The sequence below is a fragment of the Caulobacter sp. SLTY genome (assembly GCF_009905535.1).
Lineage (GTDB): Bacteria > Pseudomonadota > Alphaproteobacteria > Caulobacterales > Caulobacteraceae > Caulobacter.
In genome coordinates this window covers 78,434-97,163 of sequence record NZ_JAAALA010000006.1, presented here as the reverse complement: position 1 = coordinate 97,163, position 18,730 = coordinate 78,434, and the positions used below count along the sequence as shown (strand labels likewise).

20 protein-coding genes are annotated in these 18,730 nt (G+C 68.4%); 7 read left to right on the top strand and 13 right to left on the bottom strand.

Features of this window, described 5'->3' with window-relative positions; translation table 11 throughout:
* Positions 1-6 precede the first annotated feature (6 nt).
* From GVN21_RS04980 to GVN21_RS04965, 4 genes are all read left to right on the top strand, one after another.
* On the top strand, positions 7-249 hold the full coding sequence (locus GVN21_RS04980; RefSeq protein ID WP_166573618.1) for an acyl carrier protein: 243 nt from the start codon (positions 7-9) through the stop codon (positions 247-249).
* Complete coding sequence (locus tag GVN21_RS04975; protein WP_205689936.1) at positions 246-842, top strand: hypothetical protein; 597 nt, start codon at positions 246-248, stop codon at positions 840-842. Before GVN21_RS04980 ends, GVN21_RS04975 begins: the two co-directional genes overlap by 4 nt.
* Positions 839-2,467 carry an AMP-binding protein gene (locus GVN21_RS04970; RefSeq protein WP_166573617.1) on the top strand — a complete coding sequence of 543 codons (1,629 nt, stop codon included), beginning with the start codon at positions 839-841 and terminating at the stop codon, positions 2,465-2,467. Before GVN21_RS04975 ends, GVN21_RS04970 begins: the two co-directional genes overlap by 4 nt.
* 156 nt (positions 2,468-2,623) lie before the next feature.
* Positions 2,624-2,968 (top strand): hypothetical protein, encoded by a 345-nt coding sequence (locus GVN21_RS04965; protein WP_166573616.1) that lies wholly within the window; start codon positions 2,624-2,626, stop codon positions 2,966-2,968.
* 60 nt (positions 2,969-3,028) lie between these two features.
* Here the strand turns inward: GVN21_RS04965 and GVN21_RS04960 are convergent, their stop codons facing one another.
* On the bottom strand, positions 3,029-3,238 hold the full coding sequence (locus GVN21_RS04960; RefSeq protein WP_166573615.1) for a cold-shock protein: 210 nt from the start codon (positions 3,236-3,238) through the stop codon (positions 3,029-3,031).
* A gap of 290 nt (positions 3,239-3,528) precedes the next feature.
* Between GVN21_RS04960 and GVN21_RS04955 the strand changes: the two genes are divergently transcribed.
* The 3 genes from GVN21_RS04955 (at position 3,529) to GVN21_RS04945 (ending at position 7,082) form a co-directional block, all read left to right on the top strand.
* A complete protein-coding gene (locus GVN21_RS04955) occupies positions 3,529-3,768 on the top strand; it encodes a hypothetical protein (RefSeq protein WP_166573614.1) in 240 nt (79 codons plus the stop codon).
* Between the two features lie 112 nt (positions 3,769-3,880).
* Entirely contained in the window at positions 3,881-5,401 is a 1,521-nt protein-coding gene (locus GVN21_RS04950) for an ATPase domain-containing protein (RefSeq protein WP_166573613.1), read from the top strand.
* A gap of 118 nt (positions 5,402-5,519) precedes the next feature.
* On the top strand, positions 5,520-7,082 hold the full coding sequence (locus tag GVN21_RS04945; RefSeq protein ID WP_205689935.1) for an ATP-binding protein: 1,563 nt from the start codon (positions 5,520-5,522) through the stop codon (positions 7,080-7,082).
* A 3-nt stretch (positions 7,083-7,085) separates the two neighbouring features.
* Here the strand turns inward: GVN21_RS04945 and GVN21_RS04940 are convergent, their stop codons facing one another.
* The 12 genes from GVN21_RS04940 to GVN21_RS04885 all read right to left on the bottom strand — a co-directional run bounded on the left by GVN21_RS04940 (position 7,086) and on the right by GVN21_RS04885 (position 18,726).
* A complete protein-coding gene (locus GVN21_RS04940; RefSeq protein ID WP_166573611.1) occupies positions 7,086-8,279 on the bottom strand; it encodes an acyl-CoA dehydrogenase family protein in 1,194 nt (397 codons plus the stop codon).
* A 12-nt stretch (positions 8,280-8,291) separates the two neighbouring features.
* Positions 8,292-9,389, bottom strand: coding sequence for an acyl-CoA dehydrogenase family protein (locus GVN21_RS04935; RefSeq protein ID WP_166573610.1), 1,098 nt, complete (start codon positions 9,387-9,389; stop codon positions 8,292-8,294).
* Positions 9,390-9,457: 68 nt separating this feature from the next.
* On the bottom strand, positions 9,458-10,066 hold the full coding sequence (locus GVN21_RS04930) for a LysE family transporter (protein WP_166573609.1): 609 nt from the start codon (positions 10,064-10,066) through the stop codon (positions 9,458-9,460).
* Positions 10,066-11,283, bottom strand: coding sequence for a beta-ketoacyl-ACP synthase (locus GVN21_RS04925; RefSeq protein WP_166573608.1), 1,218 nt, complete (start codon positions 11,281-11,283; stop codon positions 10,066-10,068). Before GVN21_RS04925 ends, GVN21_RS04930 begins: the two co-directional genes overlap by 1 nt.
* Positions 11,283-12,023: a 3-ketoacyl-ACP reductase FabG2 gene (locus GVN21_RS04920; protein WP_166573607.1), complete on the bottom strand. Its 741-nt coding sequence runs from the start codon at positions 12,021-12,023 to the stop codon at positions 11,283-11,285. Before GVN21_RS04920 ends, GVN21_RS04925 begins: the two co-directional genes overlap by 1 nt.
* The gene (locus GVN21_RS04915) at positions 12,020-12,475 is read right to left on the bottom strand and encodes a 3-hydroxyacyl-ACP dehydratase (RefSeq protein WP_166573606.1); all 456 of its coding nucleotides are present in this window, start codon (positions 12,473-12,475) and stop codon (positions 12,020-12,022) included. Before GVN21_RS04915 ends, GVN21_RS04920 begins: the two co-directional genes overlap by 4 nt.
* Positions 12,472-13,668, bottom strand: a complete 1,197-nt coding sequence (locus tag GVN21_RS04910; protein ID WP_166573605.1) for a beta-ketoacyl-ACP synthase — start codon at positions 13,666-13,668, stop codon at positions 12,472-12,474. Before GVN21_RS04910 ends, GVN21_RS04915 begins: the two co-directional genes overlap by 4 nt.
* A complete protein-coding gene (locus tag GVN21_RS04905) occupies positions 13,665-14,255 on the bottom strand; it encodes a DUF3261 domain-containing protein (RefSeq protein WP_166573604.1) in 591 nt (196 codons plus the stop codon). Before GVN21_RS04905 ends, GVN21_RS04910 begins: the two co-directional genes overlap by 4 nt.
* Before the next feature lie 10 nt (positions 14,256-14,265).
* Entirely contained in the window at positions 14,266-15,504 is a 1,239-nt protein-coding gene (locus tag GVN21_RS04900) for a tryptophan 7-halogenase (RefSeq protein WP_166573603.1), read from the bottom strand.
* Complete coding sequence (locus GVN21_RS04895; protein ID WP_166573602.1) at positions 15,488-17,767, bottom strand: MMPL family transporter; 2,280 nt, start codon at positions 17,765-17,767, stop codon at positions 15,488-15,490. Before GVN21_RS04895 ends, GVN21_RS04900 begins: the two co-directional genes overlap by 17 nt.
* A 6-nt stretch (positions 17,768-17,773) precedes the next feature.
* Positions 17,774-18,358: an outer membrane lipoprotein carrier protein LolA gene (locus GVN21_RS04890; RefSeq protein WP_166573601.1), complete on the bottom strand. Its 585-nt coding sequence runs from the start codon at positions 18,356-18,358 to the stop codon at positions 17,774-17,776.
* Complete coding sequence (locus GVN21_RS04885) at positions 18,301-18,726, bottom strand: acyl-CoA thioesterase (RefSeq protein ID WP_166573600.1); 426 nt, start codon at positions 18,724-18,726, stop codon at positions 18,301-18,303. The genes GVN21_RS04890 and GVN21_RS04885 overlap by 58 nt, the downstream gene beginning before the upstream one ends.
* Positions 18,727-18,730 lie beyond the last annotated feature (4 nt).

Genomic DNA, 18,730 nt, shown 5'->3' with positions numbered 1-18,730 from the left:
GGTAAGATGGACAGACAGGCTGTTTACAAGGAAATCGCCGACTTCCTGGTCGAGAGCTTCGAGGTGCCGGAGCATGAGCTGAGCCCGGACGCCGACCTGGTGGAGAACCTGGGGCTCGACAGCATCGATGCGGTCGACCTGATGGTGAAGCTGCAGGAGATCACCGGCAAGAAGGTGACTCCCGAGCAGTTCAAGACCGTGCGCACAATCAACGACGTGCTCGACGTGGTGGAGCAGCTGTCGAAGTGACGGCGGAGCCCGGCCCGGGCCCGGCCCGCCGGCGGTTCGACCCGTGGGCGCTGGCGTTGGCGCTCGTCACCCTCCTCTATCCCTTCGCTGCCCTGCTGGCGGTGAAGACGGTCGGTCCCGTGCCGGTCGTCCTGGTGCTGTGCCTGCTGCTGCTGCTGCGCGGGCTGTTCGGGGTCGGGCAGAAGATTCCCCTGCCGCTCGCCATTGCCCCGTTGGCGGTGGCGGTCGGCATGGGCCTCCTGATGCTGTGGAACGCCGAGCGGGCGGTCCGCTTCTATCCCGTGTTCATGAACGCGGCGATGCTGGCCGCTTTCGGCGCCAGTCTGTTCGTCGGCCAGAGCATGATCGAGCGGCTGGCTCGCATCGCTGAGCCGGACCTGCCGGAGGCTGGGGTGCGCTATACCCGCAAGGTGACCTGGGTCTGGTGCGGCTTCCTGCTGCTCAATGGCCTGGTGGCGCTGTGGACGGCGCTCTACGCCAGCCTGGAGGTCTGGACCCTGTACAACGGCCTGATTGCCTACCTCTTGATGGGCGCGCTGTTCGGCGGGGAGTTCCTGGTGCGGAAGGTGGTGCGCAGGGGCGAGGCGGCGTGAACGGGCTGATCGCGACGCTGCTGGCGGCTTCGGCCGATCGCGTCCTGTTCACCGGGGAGGCGCCGGTCACGGCCGGACAGGTGCGCGCGACCGCCGCCGCGCTGGCGGCCCGGATGGCTGGAGAGGCCCCGCTGTTCCTGCATACCGCTTCGGCCGCCCTGTTCACCGCGGCCCTGTTGGCCGCCGCCATCGCCCGGAGGCCGTTGGCCCTGCCGGCCCATACCCAGGGCGGCTATCTGGCCGAGGTCGGCGGGGCGGAGGCCCAACTGCTGGACGACGGGGCCATTGCGCTGGCCGACGCGGCGGACGCGACCCTGGGCGATGTGGCGGGCGACGTCGCCCTGACCTTCTTCACCTCCGGCTCGACCGGCGCGCCCAAGCGGATTGAGCGGCGGCTGGCCCAGCTGGAAACCGAGGCGCGGGTGTTGGAGGCGACCTTCGGGACCGAGGCGGGCGCCGTCCAGGCCACCGTCTCGCACCAGCATATCTACGGCCTGATCTACCGTATCGTCTGGCCGATGATGGCCGGGCGGCCCAGCGCCGAGCGGGCGGCGGAATACTGGGAACAGCTCGAGGGGCGGTTGGGCGCGGCCACCACCCTGATCTCCAGCCCGGCCCACCTGACCCGTCTGCCCCCGGCCATGGACCTGGCCGCCCAGGCGCCGGGGCTGATCTTCTCCTCGGGCCAGCTGCTGGCCACCCCCGCCGCCCTGGCCTGCACAGCCGCCTTCGGCCGGCCGGTCACCGAGGTGCTGGGCAGCACCGAGACCGGCGGCGTCGCCTGGCGCCGCCAGCAGGCCGGTGACGAGCCCTGGACCCCTTTTGCCGGTATCGGCATTGAACAGGACGCCGCCGGCGCCCTGGCGGTGCGGACGCCTTATCTCGACGGCGAGGAGCCCTTTCCGATGGGCGACCGGGTGGAGCCGCTCGATGGCGGTCGCTTCCGCCTGCTCGGCCGCGCCGACCGGATGGAGAAGATCGACGGCAAGCGCGTGTCGCTGACCCGCGTTGAAGAAGCCTTGGCCGGGCTCGACAGCGTGGCCGAGGCCGCCGCCCTGACCCTGCCGGATCGCAAGGGCGCCCTGGCCGCCGTGCTCGTGCTCAGCCCCGGCGGGGCCGCCGCCCTGGCCGAGGTCGGCGCCTTCCGCTTCGGCCGACAGCTGCGCGGCGCCCTGGCCGATAGACTGGAGCCCATCGAGCGGCCTAAACACTGGCGGTTCGTCGATCGGATGCCGACTGACGCCCAGGGAAAACGTCGCTTGAGCGATCTACGCGCCCAGTTCGAACCGATGCGCGTCCCGCCCCACGAGGTGGTGTCCCGCGAAGGCGATACCGTGCGGCTGTCTGTTGTCCTGCCGCCGGAGCTGGCCTACTTCCAGGGCCACTTCCCGGGTGAGCCGATCCTGCCGGGTATTTCCCAGGTCCACATGGCCGTGCTGTTGGCCGGCCTGACCCTCGACTTCCAGCCCGCCGGCTCGGAACTGACACGCGTCAAGTTCAAGGACCTGGTCCACCCCGGCGAGACCCTGGATCTCACCCTGACCGCCGACCGCGCCAAGGACCGGCTGACCTTCCGCTGGCTGCGCGCGAGCGGCGGCGAGGCCTCGTCGGGGACGGTCGGGTGACTCTTCGGCCGTTTTGGGGTAGAAGGTAACCATCGTTGGCAAAGGCCTTGGGCGCCAGCGGCTGAGAGATGCGGGTTCGCCCGCCTACTCCCGCCTGAAGGCTGTGGAATGGCGCTGATCGCGTCTCGTCGCGCCGTCTCAAGAACTGGATACAAGATGATCGAGGAAGGCTTCGTTCGCCTCTATGCCAACGACTTCGCCACCCTGGCCGCGCGGGCCGAGAGCGGAAGCGATGTCGAGCCCCTGGTCCGCAAGCGTATTGCCGAGGCGCGGTCGCATGCGGCGCTGATGGATGCCCGCAAGGGCGAAGGCCACCTGCCTGCCGTGGCCGAGCGGCTGGACCAGGAAGCCGTGCGCTCCAGCACCCGGGTGCTCCGCGAGAGCGAGGACGTCGCCGGCGCGATGGCTCGCCGCAAGGCCTTCCTGCAACGGGTGGCCGAGATCCTGCGCGCGCCGCTGATCGATGAGACCTCGGGCATCGCCCTGCGCGCGGTGAGATAGACAAAAAGAAAGGGCCGGCTCCGAAGAGCCGGCCCTTGGATGCATTCGGCGATGCGAGCCTTAGACGGCTTGCAGGCTGCCGGCCGACATCTTGCCGCTGCGGGCATCGCGTTCCAGCTCGAACGAGACCTTCTGGCCTTCGTCCAGGGAGCGCAGGCCGGCGCGTTCGACGGCCGAGATGTGGACGAAGACGTCATTGCCGCCGTCGTCCGGTTGGATGAAGCCGAAGCCCTTGGTTCCGTTGAACCATTTGACCGTGCCTTGGGCCATTGTGGGTAGTCCTTTAGTTCAGAGTTTTCGCCCACGCGAAGGTCGCGAGGGCGATCAATTTCGAGAAGGTCTGGGAGCAGGTCCGGGCGCTTCAGCCTGTGAAGCATTGGGGATATACGGCCGAACCGAAACGAATTCGATATGAAAGAATGGCAGATAATTCTGCTCAGGGCAAACCTAATATTTGAGAAGTATTTTTTGCGAGGAATCGTCTTCGCGCGGCATCCCGTTGGACATTCAAAACGTTTGATGAAACTGGCGGCGAATTTCCTCCGCCCATCGGAGCCCGCATGACCCTTATCGACCGCCTGCCTGGCCTGACCGACGCCGAGGTAACCAATCTGCTGTCCAACGCTCGCCGCCTCAGCGAGGGGACCGATATTCGGAAGGATGCTGCCGCGGAGATGCTGCCGGCGCTCGAGGCAGAGGCGGAAAGCCGCGCCGCCGCGCGGACTGCGACCCTGTCGGCCGCCCGCAAGGCGCGGGCGCCCGCCCGGCGGAAGGCGACTGACCGCCTGGTCGCGGCCTAGCCCCGATCCAGCCGGAAAATCCTCACCGACAGGCGCAACCCTGATCGCACGAAAGCCGTTCCACAACGCTTGGGCAGGGCGCGACTGTGTCCCGCGAGCGCTGGAGGGGGCCTTGGCTGCAGATGTAACGTCCTCGCTGGTTGAAGACCCGCCTCGGATTTCAACCGGCAACGAGGGGCTGGACGAGGTGCTGCTGGGCGGCCTCGATGCCGACCGCATGTACCTCTATGAAGGTCGGCCCGGCACCGGCAAGACGACCATCGCCCTGCAGTTTCTGCTGGAAGGCGCCCGTCGGGGCGAGCGGGTGCTCTACATCAGCCTGTCGGAAACCCGGCGGGAACTGGAGCTGATCGCCCGTCGCCATGGCTGGACCCTGGACGGCATCGATATCTTCGAGCTGTCGCCGCCCGAGAACATTCTCGATCCAGAGCGAGAGCTGACGGTTCTGCATCCGGCCGAGGTCGAGCTGTCCGAGACCACCAAGCTGATCTTTGAACAGGTTGAGACGATCAACCCGGCCCGGCTCGTGGTCGACAGTTTGTCGGAGCTGCGGTTGCTGGCCCAAAGCTCCCTGCGTTATCGGCGCCAGATTCTGGCGCTGAAGCACTTCTTCACCACACGCAAATGCACGGTCGTGCTGCTCGACGACCTGACGGCGCAGGAGACCGACCTGCAGCTGCATTCCATCTCCCACGGGGTGGTGCTGCTGGAGCAGCTTGCCATCGAGTACGGCGCCGAGCGGCGTCGCATGCGGGTGATCAAGATGCGCGGCATCAACTTCCGCGGCGGCTTCCACGACTTCAAGATCGAGAAGGGCGGACTGGCCATCTATCCCCGGCTGGTCGCGGCCGAGCACCACACCTCCTTCGCCGGCGACGTTACACCCAGCGGCAACCGCGAACTGGACAAGCTGCTGGGCGGCGGGCTGGAGCGGGGAACCAACGCTCTGCTCATCGGCGCCGCGGGAGTCGGCAAATCGTCGGTGGCCCTTAGCTATGCCATCGCGGCGGCGGAACGGGGCGAGCATTCGGTCTATTTTGCCTTCGACGAGGGGCGCGGCACCCTCGAGGCCCGGGCCCAGACCCTGGGCTTGGCGCTGAGGGGCAAGCTCGACAGCGGGATGATCCGCTACCAGCAGATCGACCCGGCGGAAATGTCACCGGGCGAATTCGCCGCCAATGTGGTCCGCAGCGTCGAGAATGATGGCGCCCGGATCGTGATCATCGACAGCCTTAACGGCTATCTCAACGCCATGCCGGACGGGCGTTTCCTGATCCTGCAGATGCATGAACTGCTCAGTTACCTGGCCCAGCAGGGGGTGCTGACCCTTCTGGTGCTGGCACAGCACGGGCTGGTCGGGCCGATGGATACGCCTCTGGACATCAGCTACCTGAGCGACGCGGTGATCATGCTGCGCTATTTCGAGCATGGCGGCGCCGTGCGCCGGGCCCTGTCAGTGGTGAAAAAGCGCAGCGGTAATCATGAGCACACCATCCGCGAATTCAAACTGTCGTCGGAGGGCATCTCGGTTGGCCCTCCGCTGAGCAATTTCAGCGGCATCTTCTCCGGCACCCCGACCTATCACGGTGACGAGGCGCCCCTGCTGGATGTCCGGGACCATGGCGACCACTGAGGCTCCTCCAAGTCGGGTTCTGGTCTTCGCTCCGATCGGCCGGGATGGACCGGCCTCGGCCGAACTGCTGAGGCGGGTGGGTATCGAGGCTGTGGTTTGTGAGGATCTGCCCTCTCTCATGCGCCACCTGCTTGAGGGAACGGCGGCGGTATTCGTGGCCGAGGAGGGCTTGTTCGGCAAGGACCTGGCGGCGCTGTCGGCCTGGATCGACGCCCAGCCAGCTTGGTCCGAAATGCCGTTCGTCGTGCTGACCAGCCGCCATGAACAGCCCAGGGTGGCGGCTTGGCGCAAGTCTATCGTCGAGACCCTGCGCAACGTCTCCCTGCTCGAGCGGCCGGTGCAGCCGATCACCCTGACCAGCGCCGTACAGGCGGCGCTGCGAGCTCGGTCGAGGCAGTACGAGGTGCAGGCCCTAATCCAGGCCCGCGAGAAAGCCGCCCAGGAACTGGAGGCGCTGGTCACCGCCCGGACGGAGCAGTTGAAGGAGGCCAATGCGGCCCTGGTCGACGAGATCGCCGAGCGAGCCCGGATCGAGGAGAACCTGCGCCAGGCCCAGAAGATGGAGGCTATCGGCCAGCTGACCGGCGGGGTGGCGCATGACTTCAACAACCTCTTGATGGTCATCCAGGGCGGTCTGGATATGCTCGACCGCCAGGAGGACCACGCGCGCCGCGCCCGCCTGTTGCAGGGCATGCGTCAGGCGGCCGACCGGGGCTCGGCCCTGACCCGCCAGTTGCTGGCCTTCTCTCGCCGTCAACCGCTGGCGCCGGAAGCGGTGGACTTGCGGGCCAGCATCGGTGGCATGCGCGAGCTGCTCGATCGGTCGCTGCGCGGCGACGTCCATGTCGATCTGGAGATCGAGACAGCTGTCTGGCCGGTGGAGGTGGACGCGGGGGAGCTGGAACTGGTGATCCTTAACCTGGCCTTCAACGCCCGCGACGCCATGCCCAAGGGGGGCGAGATCGTCATCTCCGCCAGCAACCTGGACGACTGGCGAGAGGGCGACATCATCGGTGACTTTGTCCGGCTGGAGGTGCGCGACACCGGCACGGGCATGAGCGAGGCGGTCCGCACCCGTGTGTTCGAACCCTTCTTCACCACCAAGGAGGTGGGCAAGGGCTCGGGCCTGGGTCTGGCCCAGACTTACGGCTTCGCCCGGCAATCGGGCGGTTCGGTGCGGATCGAGTCGGAAGAAGGCGAGGGGACCTCGGTCATCCTTATGCTGCCCCGCTCCCGCAAGCCGGTGAAGGACGCCCTGCGGTCCCAGCTCGACAGCCGGCCGGCCAAGGCGGCCGGCCGGTTCACGGGCTGCGTTCTGCTGGTCGAGGATGACGATGAAGTGGCCGCCCTGGTCACCGAGATGTTGCGGCAGATCGGCTTTGAGGTCACCCGCGCCGCATCCGCCGCCGGCGGGCTGGGGGCCTTGGCCAACGGGCGGATGATCGATGTGGTGTTCAGCGACATCATGATGCCGGGTGCGATGAACGGGGTCGACCTGGCCCGCGAGATCCACCAACGCCGACCCGACCTCCCGGTCCTTCTGACCAGCGGCTTCGCTGAGGCCTCGCGGCGGGCGGCCGAGGATGCCGGGGTGCGCGTGCTGCCCAAGCCCTACAGGTTGGAGGACTTGGCGAGCGCTATCCGCGAGACGATGGACAGGGCGCGGGGCTCGCGGCACTAAACTTCAGGTCAGCTCCTCGGAGGAGTAGCCGAGGATCTCACGCGCTATGATCAGGCGCTGGATCTGGCCAGTGCCTTCGTAGATGTCGCTGATGCGGCCATCGCGAAGGTACTTCTCCACCAGATGGTCGTGGCTGACCGACATGCCGCCCAGCACCTCCATGGCCCCTTGCGGGATGGTGCGGCAGACCTCGCCGCCCTTGGCCTTGCAGACGCTGCTTTCCAGGTTGTTGGGCCGGCGCTTGTCACTCAGCCAGGCGGCGCGCAGCACCGTCAGGGCGGCGGCCTCGGTGTCGGCCTCCATCTCGATCAGCTTCTGTTCGACCGCCGATCGCTGGTTGAAGCTTTTGGACCAGTCGACCTCGACCCCCTCCTTGGCCAGCGCCTCGGTGGCGAAGTCGAGCGCGCCCCGGGCCTTGGAGACCCCGCCGCTGGCCACGGCCGGGCGGGTCATGTTGAAGGTCTTCATCACCCCCTTGTACCCGGCCGAGCCGCCCTCCTTGGGCACGGTCTCGTCGCCGCCCAGCAGGGCGTCGCGCGGCACGCGACAGTCGCGGAAGGAATAGGCCGCCGTGTCAGAGGCGCGGATGCCCAGCTTCTTCTCCTGGCGGACCAGTTCGAAGCCGGGGGCGCCCTTGAGCACCAGAAACGATTTGATGCCGGCGCGGCCGGCCGACTTGTCGATGGTGGCCCAGACGATGGCGCCGTCGCACTTCACGCCGTCAGTGACGAAGATCTTGTCGCCGTTGATCACCCACTCGTCGCCGTCCAGGTAGGCGGTCGCCTGGATGGCCTTGGTGTCGGAGCCGACGTTGGGCTCGGTGATCGACATGGCCAGGAACAGGTCGCCCCACTTGGCCTTCTGCTCCGGCGTGCCGGCCGACTGCAGGGCGGCGTTGCCGAGGCCACTGGCCTTGCCCATCGGCATGGCCAGGCCCAGGCCCCGCACCACGCCGCGGGCGGAGCCGCGGGCGATGCTGACCGCCATCATGAAGGTCATCAACGGGGTGTCGTCGGGCTTGCGCTGGCCGAACAGCGGGAAGACCTCCTCGAAGCCGCGCTCGCCGTCGAGGCGGGCCGGTGGGGTCTCGTGCTCATGGTCCTCGTAGTAGCGGGTATGGGCCTGCGTGGAGTTCCCCACCTCTACGACCTTGGCGAGGATCTGCTGGTCGATCTCGGAGAAGCGGAAGTCAGCCATGTTCGTCTCTCCTCAGACCGAGACCGGACCGTCGAGGACGGTCAGGGTGCGGGCGTTGCGCAGCCACATTTCCAGCGGCAGGTCGCGGATGAAGCCGTGGCCGCCGAAGATCTGCAGGGCGTCGTCGGCGATCTTGATCGATTTGCGGCGGACGTAGTCCTGGGCCAGGACGCAGGCCTTGGCGGCGCCGGGATCGTCGTGCTCCAGCAGGCTGGCGGCCTTCCAGACCATCCAGCGCATGGACTCGCACTCGATGTGCATGTCGGCCAGCATGAAGGCGATCGACTGCTTCTTGCCGATCGGCTCGCCGAAGGCGACGCGCTCCTTGGCGTAGGGGATGGCGAAGTCGGTGGCCTGGCGGGAGAGGCCGACGGCCATGGCGCAAGCGCCAATGCGGGCCTGGTTCAGGAGCTTCTGGGCGTCGATGCCGGCGTCTCCGCCGAGCCGAGCCGAGCCAGGGAGTTCGACCGATTCGAGGGTGACCTTGGCCTGGGGCAAGGGCTTGAGGCCCATGCTGCCGCTCTCCGGCGTGACAGTCAGGCCCTTGGCGTCGCGGGGGACGACGAAGGCGGAGGCGCCCTCCGCATCGCCGGCCAGGACCAGGAAATGCTCGGCGCGGTCGCCGAACGGCACAAGCCGCTTCTCACCATCCAGCACCCAGCCGTTGCCGGATCGGCGGGCGGTGGTGCGAAGGGCCTCGGCGGCGAAGCCGAACTGGCTCTCCTGAAGGGCCAGGCTGGCGAAGACCGGTTCTGATCCGGTGAAGCGCGGCAGGTGTTCGGCCTTCTGTTCCTCGGTGCCGAAGTCGATCAGGGCGTTGACGAACTGCCCCGGCGCCATGATCGCCGCCCCCTGGCTGGCGCAGCCGCCGCCGAGCGCCTCGAGGATCACCGCGTTGGTCATGCAGGACCGCTCGCCCCCGCCGCCGCCATAAGCCTCCGGGATGGCCGCGGCGATGAGGCCAAGCGCCCAGCCCTGCTGGATGACTTCGTCGGGGATGGCCCCCGCCTCGTCCACAGCGCGAGCTTGTGGGGCCAGAACCTCCGCGGCGAAGCCCTGCAGGCTCTCGCGGATCATGGCCTGCTCTTCGGTCAGGTCGAAATCGATCATGGTGTCTCCGTCCCAGAGGAGGAGGCTGGCAGATCGACGGCGCGGAAGGCAAGGGGTCCGGAAGGCGCCTAGTGCGCCATGGCCGCGGCGGTGGACCAGGCCGAGCTGCCGAGGATGGCGGCGAAGACGACCAGGGCGCCGGCGCCGATGCGGCGGACCCAGCCGCCAATCTGGATGTCGCCGCTGCGGGCGCGCAGCCCCGCGCCGAGGGCGATCCAGCTGCCGCCGACCAGGAAGATCAGCGCGCAGAGGCCAGCCAGGTAGGGAATGGCCTGGAGCGGGCGGCCCTCAGCCAGGTGCGGGACGATCACGAAGGCGAAGATCACCGCCTTTGGGTTCAGGAGGGTGGTGGTGAAGACGCGCCGAAACTTGACCGGCGATGAGGAGACCAGGCTGCTGGAGCCTTCGCGCCAGAGCTTGACGGCCAGCCAGATCAGGTAGGTGGCGCAGGCGGCCTTCAGCACGATGCCGACGGCCGGGTTGTCCTTGACCAGCGGGCCAAGCACCACCCCGAGGGTGAGGATCGAGATCATGTAGCCGCCCAGCTCCGCGCCCAGCAGGCGCAGGGACGGCCGCAGGCCCGCCGCCGCGCCGGACATGGCCAGAAGGGTGTTGGTCGGGCCGGGGGTGGCCAGCAGGGTCAGAGCGGCCAGGATGAAGGCGACGGGATCGATCATCACGCGCGTCCGAAGATCACCGAGGTGTTGATTCCGCCGAAGGCGAAATTGTTGCTGGCGAAGAAGTCGCCCTGGATGTTGCGGCCCTCGCCGTCGATGTAGTCGAGCGCCGCGCAGCGCGGGTCGGCTTCCTTGAAGTTGGCGATCGGGGCGGCCCAGCCGCTGTTGAGCATCTCGATGCCCAGCCAGGCCTCGATGGCTCCGCAAGCGCCCAGGGTATGGCCGAAGTGGCCCTTGAGGGTGTGGAAGGGGACCTTGTCGCCGTAGACTTCAAAGGTGGCCTGGGCCTCGGAGGTGTCGCCCGCCACGGTGGCGGTGCCGTGGCCGTTGATGAAGGCCAGGTCCGAAGGCGACAGGCCGGCGTCGCGCAACGCCTCGCGCATCACCACGGCCTGGACCTCGCCGTTGGGGTGGCTGATGTGGGAGCCGTCGGCGTTGGTGGCGAAGCCCTTGATCTCGGCCAGGGGCTTGGCGCCGCGAGCCAGGGCGTGTTCCAGCTCCTCCAGCACCAGGAAGGCGGCGCCCTCGCCGGTGACCAGGCCGTCGCGGGAGACGTCGAACGGCCGGCTGGCGGTGTGGTCGTTGATCTTGCTGGTGGCGTAGAGGCGGTCGAAGACCATGGCCATGGTCGGGCAGAGCTCCTCGGCCCCGCCGGCCAGCATGATGTCGGCCTTGCCGGCCTGGATGGTCTCGACGCTGTAGCCGATGCCCTGGCTGCCGGAGACGCAGGCGCTGGAGGTGGTGATCACCCGGCCCTGCAGGCCGAAATAGACGCTGACGTTGACCGGGGCCGTATGGCTCATCATCCGGATGTAGCTGGTGGCGTTCAACTTGCCGGCCTTGCCGGTGCTGATGAAGTTGGTGAAGTCGATGGTCGGTTCGGTCGAGCCGTAGGACGACCCTGCGGCCACCCCCGTGCGGCCGGTCTTCAGCACCGGATCGTCCTTCAGCCCGGCCATCTGCAGCGCCCGGTCGGCGGCGTCCACCGCCATGACCGAGACCCGGCCCATCGAGCGCATGGCCTGGCGGGGGAAATGGCCCTCATGGTTGAACCAGTCGGCGCCGCCGGCGACACGGATGCCCATGTCGGTCAGCCGTTCCCATTCGGGCATGTAGCGGATGCCGGTCTTGCCCGCGCGCATCCCACCCTCGATCTGGGACCACTCCTGGCCCATCGAGGTGATGCCGGCCATTCCGGTCACCACTACGCGACGCATCACACCAATCCCCCGTTTACCCCGATCACCTGGCGGGTGATGTACCCTGCCTCTGGGGAAAAGAGAAATGCAATCAGGGCGCTAACCTCGTCCACCTGGCCGATCCGGCCCATCGGGATAGCCTGGATGACCTCGGGGCGAACCTCGCCGATCATGCCGGTGTCGATCAGGCCCGGCGCGACGGCGTTGACGCAGATCTTGCGGCTGGCCAGCTCGACCGCCAGGGCCTTGCAGGCGCCGATGATGCCGGCCTTGGCGGCGCTGTAGTTGACCTGACCCCGGTTGCCCATCACCCCCGAGACGCTGCTGAGGGCGATGATCCGGCCCCCGTCGCGGCGGCGGATCATCGGCATGGTGAGCGGGTGGACCACATTGTAGAAGCCGTCGAGGTTGGTGCGCAGCACCGCGTCCCAGTCCTCGCCGCTGATCGCCGGGAAGGCGTTGTCGCGGGTGATGCCGGCGCTGAGCAGCACGCCCCACCAGGCGCCCTTCTCCTCCAGCCGCGCGGTCAGGGCGGCGGTCACGGCGGCGCGGTCGGAGACGTCGAAGCTGATCAGCTCGGCTTCGCTGCCGGCCTCGCGGATGGCCTCGGCGGTTTCCTCGGCGCCCTTGCGGTCGCCGCCGTAGTGGACGGTGACCGGATGGCCGGCCTGGCCGATGCGGATGGCGCTCGCCCGGCCGATACCCTTGCTGGCCCCGGTGACCAGGACCGGGCGCTTGGCGTTCAGTTCACGGCTCACAGCTTGGTCCCTTCCAGATAGCCGGCGATGTCTTCGGGTTGGAAGACGTTGACCGTGGCGGTCGCCACCACTGCGCCCTCGGCATCCAGCACCCGGCAGTCGTAGCTGGAGGTCTCGCCGTCCAGCAGGCAGATGGCTTCGATGGTCAGCAGCTCGCCGGGCTGCAGCCAGTCACGGGCGGCCGCGAACTTTCGGCAACCCAGCAGGAAGCCCAGCTCCGGTCCCTGGCCCCGGCGCCAGCGGCGCAGGCCGTCGGTGGCGCAGATGCCCTGAGCCATCATCTCGAAGGCGATATAGGTCGGCACGCCCTTGCCGGGGACCAGAAAGAGGGAGTCGGCCGGAATGGCATGCTCGGCCCGGGTCACGGCGCCTTCTTCGCCGAGAATCCTGTCGACCAGCAGCATCGGGGCGCGATGAGGGACCAGGTGGTCGATGGTGGGATAGTCGGTCATGCGTGGGCTAGGATGATGGCCGCGTTGTTACCGCCGAAGGCATAGCTGGCCGACAGGGCGTGTTTGAGGCTCGGAACCCTGTCGCCGGGCGCGGCCAGGTTCACCTGGGCCAGTTCGGGATCGCGCTCGCCGTCCCAGATGTGCGGCGGCAGGGCGCCGCCGGCCTCGAAGGCCAGCAGGCAGAAGCTGGACTGCACCGCCCCCGCCGCGCCCAGGGTGTGGCCGGTCAGGGGCTTGGTGGAGCTGCAGGGCATGTCGGGGCCGAACACCCGGTTCACCGCGCCGGACTCCATCCGGTCATTCAGCTCGGTGCCGGTGCCGTGCAGGTGGACATAGCCGATGTCGGCGGGGCTGAGACCCGCCATGGCCAGCGCCTTGCGAGCCGCGCCCTCGGCGCCCGCGCCGGTGGGGTCCGGAGCGCTGATGTGGTGGGCGTCGCTGGTCTCGCCCCAGCCGGCGACCCGCACGGGCGCCTCGTCGATCGTCAGCAGGAACAGGCCGGCGCCCTCGCCGATATTGATGCCCCGGCGATTGACGCTGAACGGGTTGGTGACCTGGTCGGACAGGGCTTCCAGCGAGCCGAAGCCGTTGACGGTCAGGTCGCAGAGGGTGTCGATCCCGCCGCAGATCACCGCGTCGCACAGGTCGGCGGCGATCAGCCGAGCCCCGGCGGCGATCGCCTTCGCCCCGCTGGTGCAGGCGGTGGAGACGGCATAGGCCGGACCGGTGGCGCCGGTCAGCAGCTGGGCGACGGCGACCGGGTCGTCCAGCTCCTGGACGTCGAAATGGTAGCCGTCCGGCCAGGCCCCTTCGGCCAGCCTTCGGCGCAGGGCCTGTCCGCCCTCATCGACGCCGGACGTGCTGGTGCCCAGGACGACGCCGACCCGATGGGCGCCGTAGCGCGAGACGGCCAGCGCCACCGGTCCGTCGATGTCGGCCAGGGTGTGGGCCAGCAGGCGGTTGCTGCGGCTGCGGATCAGCCGGTCCTTGAAGTCGACGGGCGGCAGCTCGAAGCCCAGGGCGCCGACCGGGACCTGGCGGCCGTCTGCGAGGGTCCAGCGGCCGCCGACCGTCGAGGGAGCCGCGCTGAACAGCGCCTCCGCCACAGCCCGCTTGTCGGCGCCAAGCGCGCAGGCGACCGCATGGCTGCTGACGAAGGCTCGGCGTCCGAAGCTTTCCCGGGGGCCGGTCACTGGGGGTCCCGGCTGACGATGGTCAGGCTGTAGTTGAAATCGTAGTGGGTCAGAACCCGCTTGGTCGAGCCATCCGCGTCACGCACGGGCGGGGCGATATCGACCACCAGCTCGCGGCCGCGCACCAGTCGGCGGCGGCCGTCGGGATAGTCCCAGACCTCCAGCCTGCCGCCGAGCGCCTTCTCCAGCGCCGCTTTTGGCCAATGGGTCATGACCATGTCGGCCAGCACGTTCTCGGCCCGAAAGCCTGGCGGCGGCGTCCCTTCGGTCTTGGTGGCCACGCCCGCGGCCGTCCAGTCGATCTGGGCGACGCGGGGACCGGCGGGGGCGGTGACGATCACCGTCACTTTTTCCGGTCCCAGGCTGACCAGGGCGTCGAAGGCGGCCTTGCGGGGGCCATAGGCGGCCACGATGGACTGGGCCATCTCCCGCTCTTCCGGATAGCCGGGGGGCATGGGAAGGGTCAGGTAGAGCTGGTCGCGCGCCACCACCGCCACGCCCGCGGGCGGCGGTGGACCACTGGGCGCGGTGGCGCAGGCCGTGGTCAGGGCGGCCAGGGCACAGAGAAGAAGAAGACGGGCGGTCACGTCGTCCCGATCAGGACGCCATGGTGGTCAGGTAGCGGTCGACCGTCTTCAGGTACTTTTCCGGCTGCTGGACGATGGGGTTGGCGCGGTCCCAGGCGTAGCCGGCCAGGATCGAGGTCAGGTGGCGGACGATGTCGTTCACCTCCTCGGGTTTCTTGAAGATGATCCGCTGCAGGCTCTCGTCGTACCAGCCGGCGACGCAGGCGCGGAAGGTGTCGATGCCCACGTACAGCTCGTCGGCGAAATCCTTCTGCCAGTCCACGGTCTCGCCGTTGAGCTGACGATCGACCAGATCTGTGGCCAGCTGGGCCGACTTCAGGGCGATGGTCACCCCAGACGAGAAGACCGGGTCGAGGAACTCGGCGGCGTTGCCGAGCAGGGCGTAAGAGGGGCCATAGAGGCTCTTCACGCTGCAGGCATAGCCGTGGATCGTGCCGGGTTCACGGTAGGGCTGTTTGTTCTTCAGCACTTCGGCCATCCGGGTGGTCTGGCCGACCAGGTTGTCGAGCCGCTCCTGCTCGTTGGCGCCGGCCGCCGCGATGATCTCGGGCGAACCGACGACCCCCATCGAGGTGATGCCATCGGCCAGCGGGATCAGCCAGTACCAGACATGGCGATGCTCGGGGTGGACCGAGACGAGGATCTTGTTCCGGTCGAAGGTCGGGTCATCGATGTTGTCGATCACTTGGCAGAAGACGCCCTGGCGGGGCGGGAACTTGGAGGGGACCTCCAGGTCCAGCAGCCGGCTGAGGGTGCGGCCGAAGCCGCTGCCATCCAGGCAGAAGCGAGCCTCGATGGTGCGGACGCTGCCGTCCTCGTTCCTGACCGTCAGCTTGACGCCGTCCTCGTCGCTTTCGAAGGCGGTGACCTCCTCGCCGTAGGTCACCTTGGCGCCCATGTCGGCCGCGCCGTCGGCCAGCGCCTTGTCGAACCTGGACCGCAGCACCTGGTAGGTGGTGCCCGGCCCTTCCGCCGATTTGTGCGGGAAGTAGATATCGACGTACTCGTCCTTGTACTGGAAGGCGGCGCCATCCTTGAACTGGAACTGGTCCGGCTTGACGTAGGGCAGCAGGCCGGCGTCATCCAGGATGGCGATCGACTGGGCCAGCAGGCTTTCGCCGATCGAGAACCGCGGGAAGTGAGTTTTCTCGATCACCTCGACCGTCCGTCCCTTCTTGCGCAGGAAGGCGGCGGCGGCGGCCCCTGACGGGCCGGCCCCAATGATCACCACATCAAGCTTCTCGGACATCGGTATCCCCAACTCTTGCCGCGACTCTGGCCCCAAACCACGCGGCGACAAAGGAAAACCCGTAAGAGATGGCGAGGCCAGCCGCAACGGCTATGCCGAACGCTCTCACCGGATAGGTAGAACTAAGGCTTAGAAGACCCATGGAAAGGATGGCGGTCAGCGCCGTGATCAGGATCGGCAGGCCGGCCAGGGGCGAGCGTTTGCCGATCGCCGCCTCGTAGCGGAGGATCGAATAGTCGGCCCCGGTGCCGACCACTACGAAGGCGCCCATCATCGAGAAGAAGCTGAGCGGCGTGCCGAGCAGGGAGGCGGCGATGATCCCGCCGGCCACGCCCAGGGTTGGAGCGATCAGCACGCTGAGCGACGATAGGCGCCGGTAGACGGCCACCAGGATCACCCCGATCGCTCCGAAGGCGGCGACCACCGCCCAGCCGGCCAACCGGCGATAGGCGCCGAAGGCGTCGCTGTAGGCGTTGGCCGGATCGACGTAGGCGGCGTCTGCGCGGCCCTTGGTCGCGGCGATCACGGCGGGGGCGGCGGCCTCCGGGACCGGCGCGATCAGGTAGTTCAGCTGGCCGGCCTGGCCGCCCAGTCCGGCGATCCAGTCCGGCAGCTTGGCGTTCGGCGGGACCTCGAAGGGCTTGAGCTCCGCTTGCGGGATGCCGAGCAGGGCGGCGCGGGCAGGCAGGTGGGGGTCGATCAACTGGGTGCGGACGCGATCCTGGGTGGCCTTGCGTTCGGCGAGGGAGGGATCGAAACGGCCGGGCGCCAGGATGCCTGCCCGGGCCTCCGGCGGCAGGGCGGCCATGACCGACGCCTCGCTGGCCTTGGCCGCGTCCGCGCCTTGGCCCCAGGAGAGCAGGAAGTTCGGCGAGAAGCCGACGCCCGAGGCTTTGCGGACCGCCTCCTCCTCGGCGACCAGGGTCGGCGAGCGGGCCTGGAAGCGGCGCACGTCGTCCAGGGTGGCGGTGTGGGTGATGGTCCAGACCCCGCCGATGGCGAACAGGATCAGGAAGGCGGAGACGCCCCAGGCGTTCAGGGTCAGTCTGGCGCGCAGGGCCTCCAGCTTCGCCCAGACGGCGGCGAACCGCTCGGCCCGCTGGGGGCTGACGGCCGGGTCGAACAGCGGCACGACCAGGAAGGCGCAGGCCCAGGCCGACAGTAGGCCGCCGACCGCGAACACCGCCATCTGGCTGAAGATCGGCACCCCGAAGAGGCCGAGGCAGCCGAAGCCCATGGCCGAGGTGACCATGCAGACCGTGACCGGCCGGAAGACCAGGCGGTGGCGCTCGGCTTTCGACTGCCAGCCGGTCATCGGCCCGGTGGCCAGGTAGTAGATGGCGTAGTCGGCGGTGACCCCGACGAAGGCAGAGCCGAACACGAAGGTCAGCATGTGGACCGTCGGAAAGACCGCGAGCACCGCCGCCAGGGAGCCCAGATAGCCGGCCCCCACCACCAGGATGGTCAAGGGAAGGGCGCGGAAGCGGCGGAAGACCACCAGCAGCAGCAGCACGATGCCCAGGGTCGAGGCGACCCCCACCGTGGAGATGTCCTTGCGCGCGTGCCGGGCGCCGTCCTCGGCGTGGAAGGCGGCGCCGGCCCGGGCGATGGTCACCCCCTCGGACTCGTGGGTCTGGCGCCAGGCTTCGACCACCTCGGTGAAGCGGCCTTGCGTATCGAGGCGGAAGGCCGAGCCGGTCAATCGGCCGCTCACCAGAACAGAGCCGTCCTCCGACGGCGCCCCAAAACCGGTGGTCGGCAACAGGCATCCGGTCAGCCGCAGGGTCAGCAGGAAGGGATCGCGCTGCAGCATGTCGCCGCTGATCGGGGCGACCGGGGAATAGAGCTGGACCAGGGAGGACTGCACCACGCCCTCGGCCACCGCGGCGTCGAATTGCTCAGGCGTCGGCTCGCAGCGCAGCTGATTGCGGCCGGCGAACAGCCAGCGGCCGGTCTGTTCGCCGTCGATGGCGGAATCGATGAAGACGCCGCTGTCCTTCAACCGCCTGGAAAGGTCGGCGGCGGCGGCCTGGGCCTTCTCGGGCGTTGGGGCGGAGACCAGCATGGCCACCCGGCTGGAGGCCGCGGCGCCGGCCTGGACCATGGCTTCGCGGACAGGCGGCTTCAGCGCCTGGGCCGGCAGCAGGCTCTGGATGTCGGTGTCCAGCGCGCCGCCGCCCAGCAGGCGCGCGGCGATGAACACGGCCGCCAAGATGCAGGCGACCAGATAGGCCAGCAGGTATTTGGTCCGTCCCCCCAGCACGATCCCCTATCCCTTGCGCGACGCGCCCATCTCAATGGCAATGGTGTCGCCGTTTGCCTGGCGGATGGTCACCGCCTCGGCCCGGCTGCAGCCGGAAATCTCGATGGTGCTGAGGAAGCGGGCCAGGCTCGCGTCCTTGGGCTTGAGGCTGAGCTTCCAGGCCCCGCCCGGCGAGGCCGGGCCGCCGGTGACGGTGTAGTAGCGGCGCAGCGCGGCATAGTCGCCGGTCAACAGCTCGAACATCCCCGAGCTGCGCAGGAAGGGATCGGCGCTGGCCGGGCCGACGGCCTGGGCCGGGCCGCCCTGGACCGACTGGGTGATCTTGCCGGGCGTGATGGTCAGGCGCACGTCCACCGGCTTGACCACGCGCCAGTCGACGCGGCCCGGCCTGACGTTGGCCACGCCCGTGGAGACGAGAGGCGTCTTCATGCTGGCCAGGCGGCGGGTCTGCTTGAAGTCGAAGGTCCCGGTCTCGGCCTTGAGCTTGAACGGATCGACGCAGGCGGCGAAGGAGGGAGCCGCAGCAACCAGGCTCAGGCCGGCGACAGCCAGGGCGACAGCTTTTCGCGCAGAATCGGCGGGGTTTCCCAAAGCATGGTCTCCGTCTTGATCTCGACCGCCACCTGGACGCTCGAACAGCGGTTCAGCCGCTGGCCGGTGGCGGCGTCGCGGAATTCATAGTCGATTTTGAGGCGATTTTCCCACTCGACCACCCCGGCGACGATCTCGATCGGCTGATGCAGCCGCATCGGCCGAGCATAGCGGAAGCGCATGTCGATGATCGGCCAGCCGTAGCCCGACGCGATCATCTGCTCATAGCCGTAGTCGATCTTATCCAGGATCGCGACGCGGCCCAGTTCCATGAACTTCGGATAGTAGCCGTGCCAGACGATGTTCATCGAATCGATGTCGTAGAACTCCGGACGCGCCCGGACGCTGGCGGTGACGATCGCTTTCATCGGG

Bases quoted from the DNA above. Each gene is read 5' to 3' on its own strand.
- GVN21_RS04930 (WP_166573609.1), bottom strand. From the start codon at position 10,066: ATGATCGATCCCGTCGCCTTCATCCTGGCCGCTCTGACCCTGCTGGCC.
- GVN21_RS04940 (WP_166573611.1), bottom strand. From the start codon at position 8,279: ATGGCTGACTTCCGCTTCTCCGAGATCGACCAGCAGATCCTCGCCAAG.
- GVN21_RS04925 (WP_166573608.1), bottom strand. From the start codon at position 11,283: ATGCGTCGCGTAGTGGTGACCGGAATGGCCGGCATCACCTCGATGGGC.
- GVN21_RS04960 (WP_166573615.1), bottom strand. From the start codon at position 3,238: ATGGCCCAAGGCACGGTCAAATGGTTCAACGGAACCAAGGGCTTCGGC.
- GVN21_RS04955 (WP_166573614.1), top strand. From the start codon at position 3,529: ATGACCCTTATCGACCGCCTGCCTGGCCTGACCGACGCCGAGGTAACC.
- GVN21_RS04900 (WP_166573603.1), bottom strand. From the start codon at position 15,504: ATGTCCGAGAAGCTTGATGTGGTGATCATTGGGGCCGGCCCGTCAGGG.
- GVN21_RS04915 (WP_166573606.1), bottom strand. From the start codon at position 12,475: ATGACCGACTATCCCACCATCGACCACCTGGTCCCTCATCGCGCCCCG.
- GVN21_RS04885 (WP_166573600.1), bottom strand. From the start codon at position 18,726: ATGAAAGCGATCGTCACCGCCAGCGTCCGGGCGCGTCCGGAGTTCTAC.
- GVN21_RS04980 (WP_166573618.1), top strand. From the start codon at position 7: ATGGACAGACAGGCTGTTTACAAGGAAATCGCCGACTTCCTGGTCGAG.
- GVN21_RS04965 (WP_166573616.1), top strand. From the start codon at position 2,624: ATGATCGAGGAAGGCTTCGTTCGCCTCTATGCCAACGACTTCGCCACC.
- GVN21_RS04935 (WP_166573610.1), bottom strand. From the start codon at position 9,389: ATGATCGATTTCGACCTGACCGAAGAGCAGGCCATGATCCGCGAGAGC.
- GVN21_RS04945 (WP_205689935.1), top strand. From the start codon at position 5,520: ATGCGCCACCTGCTTGAGGGAACGGCGGCGGTATTCGTGGCCGAGGAG.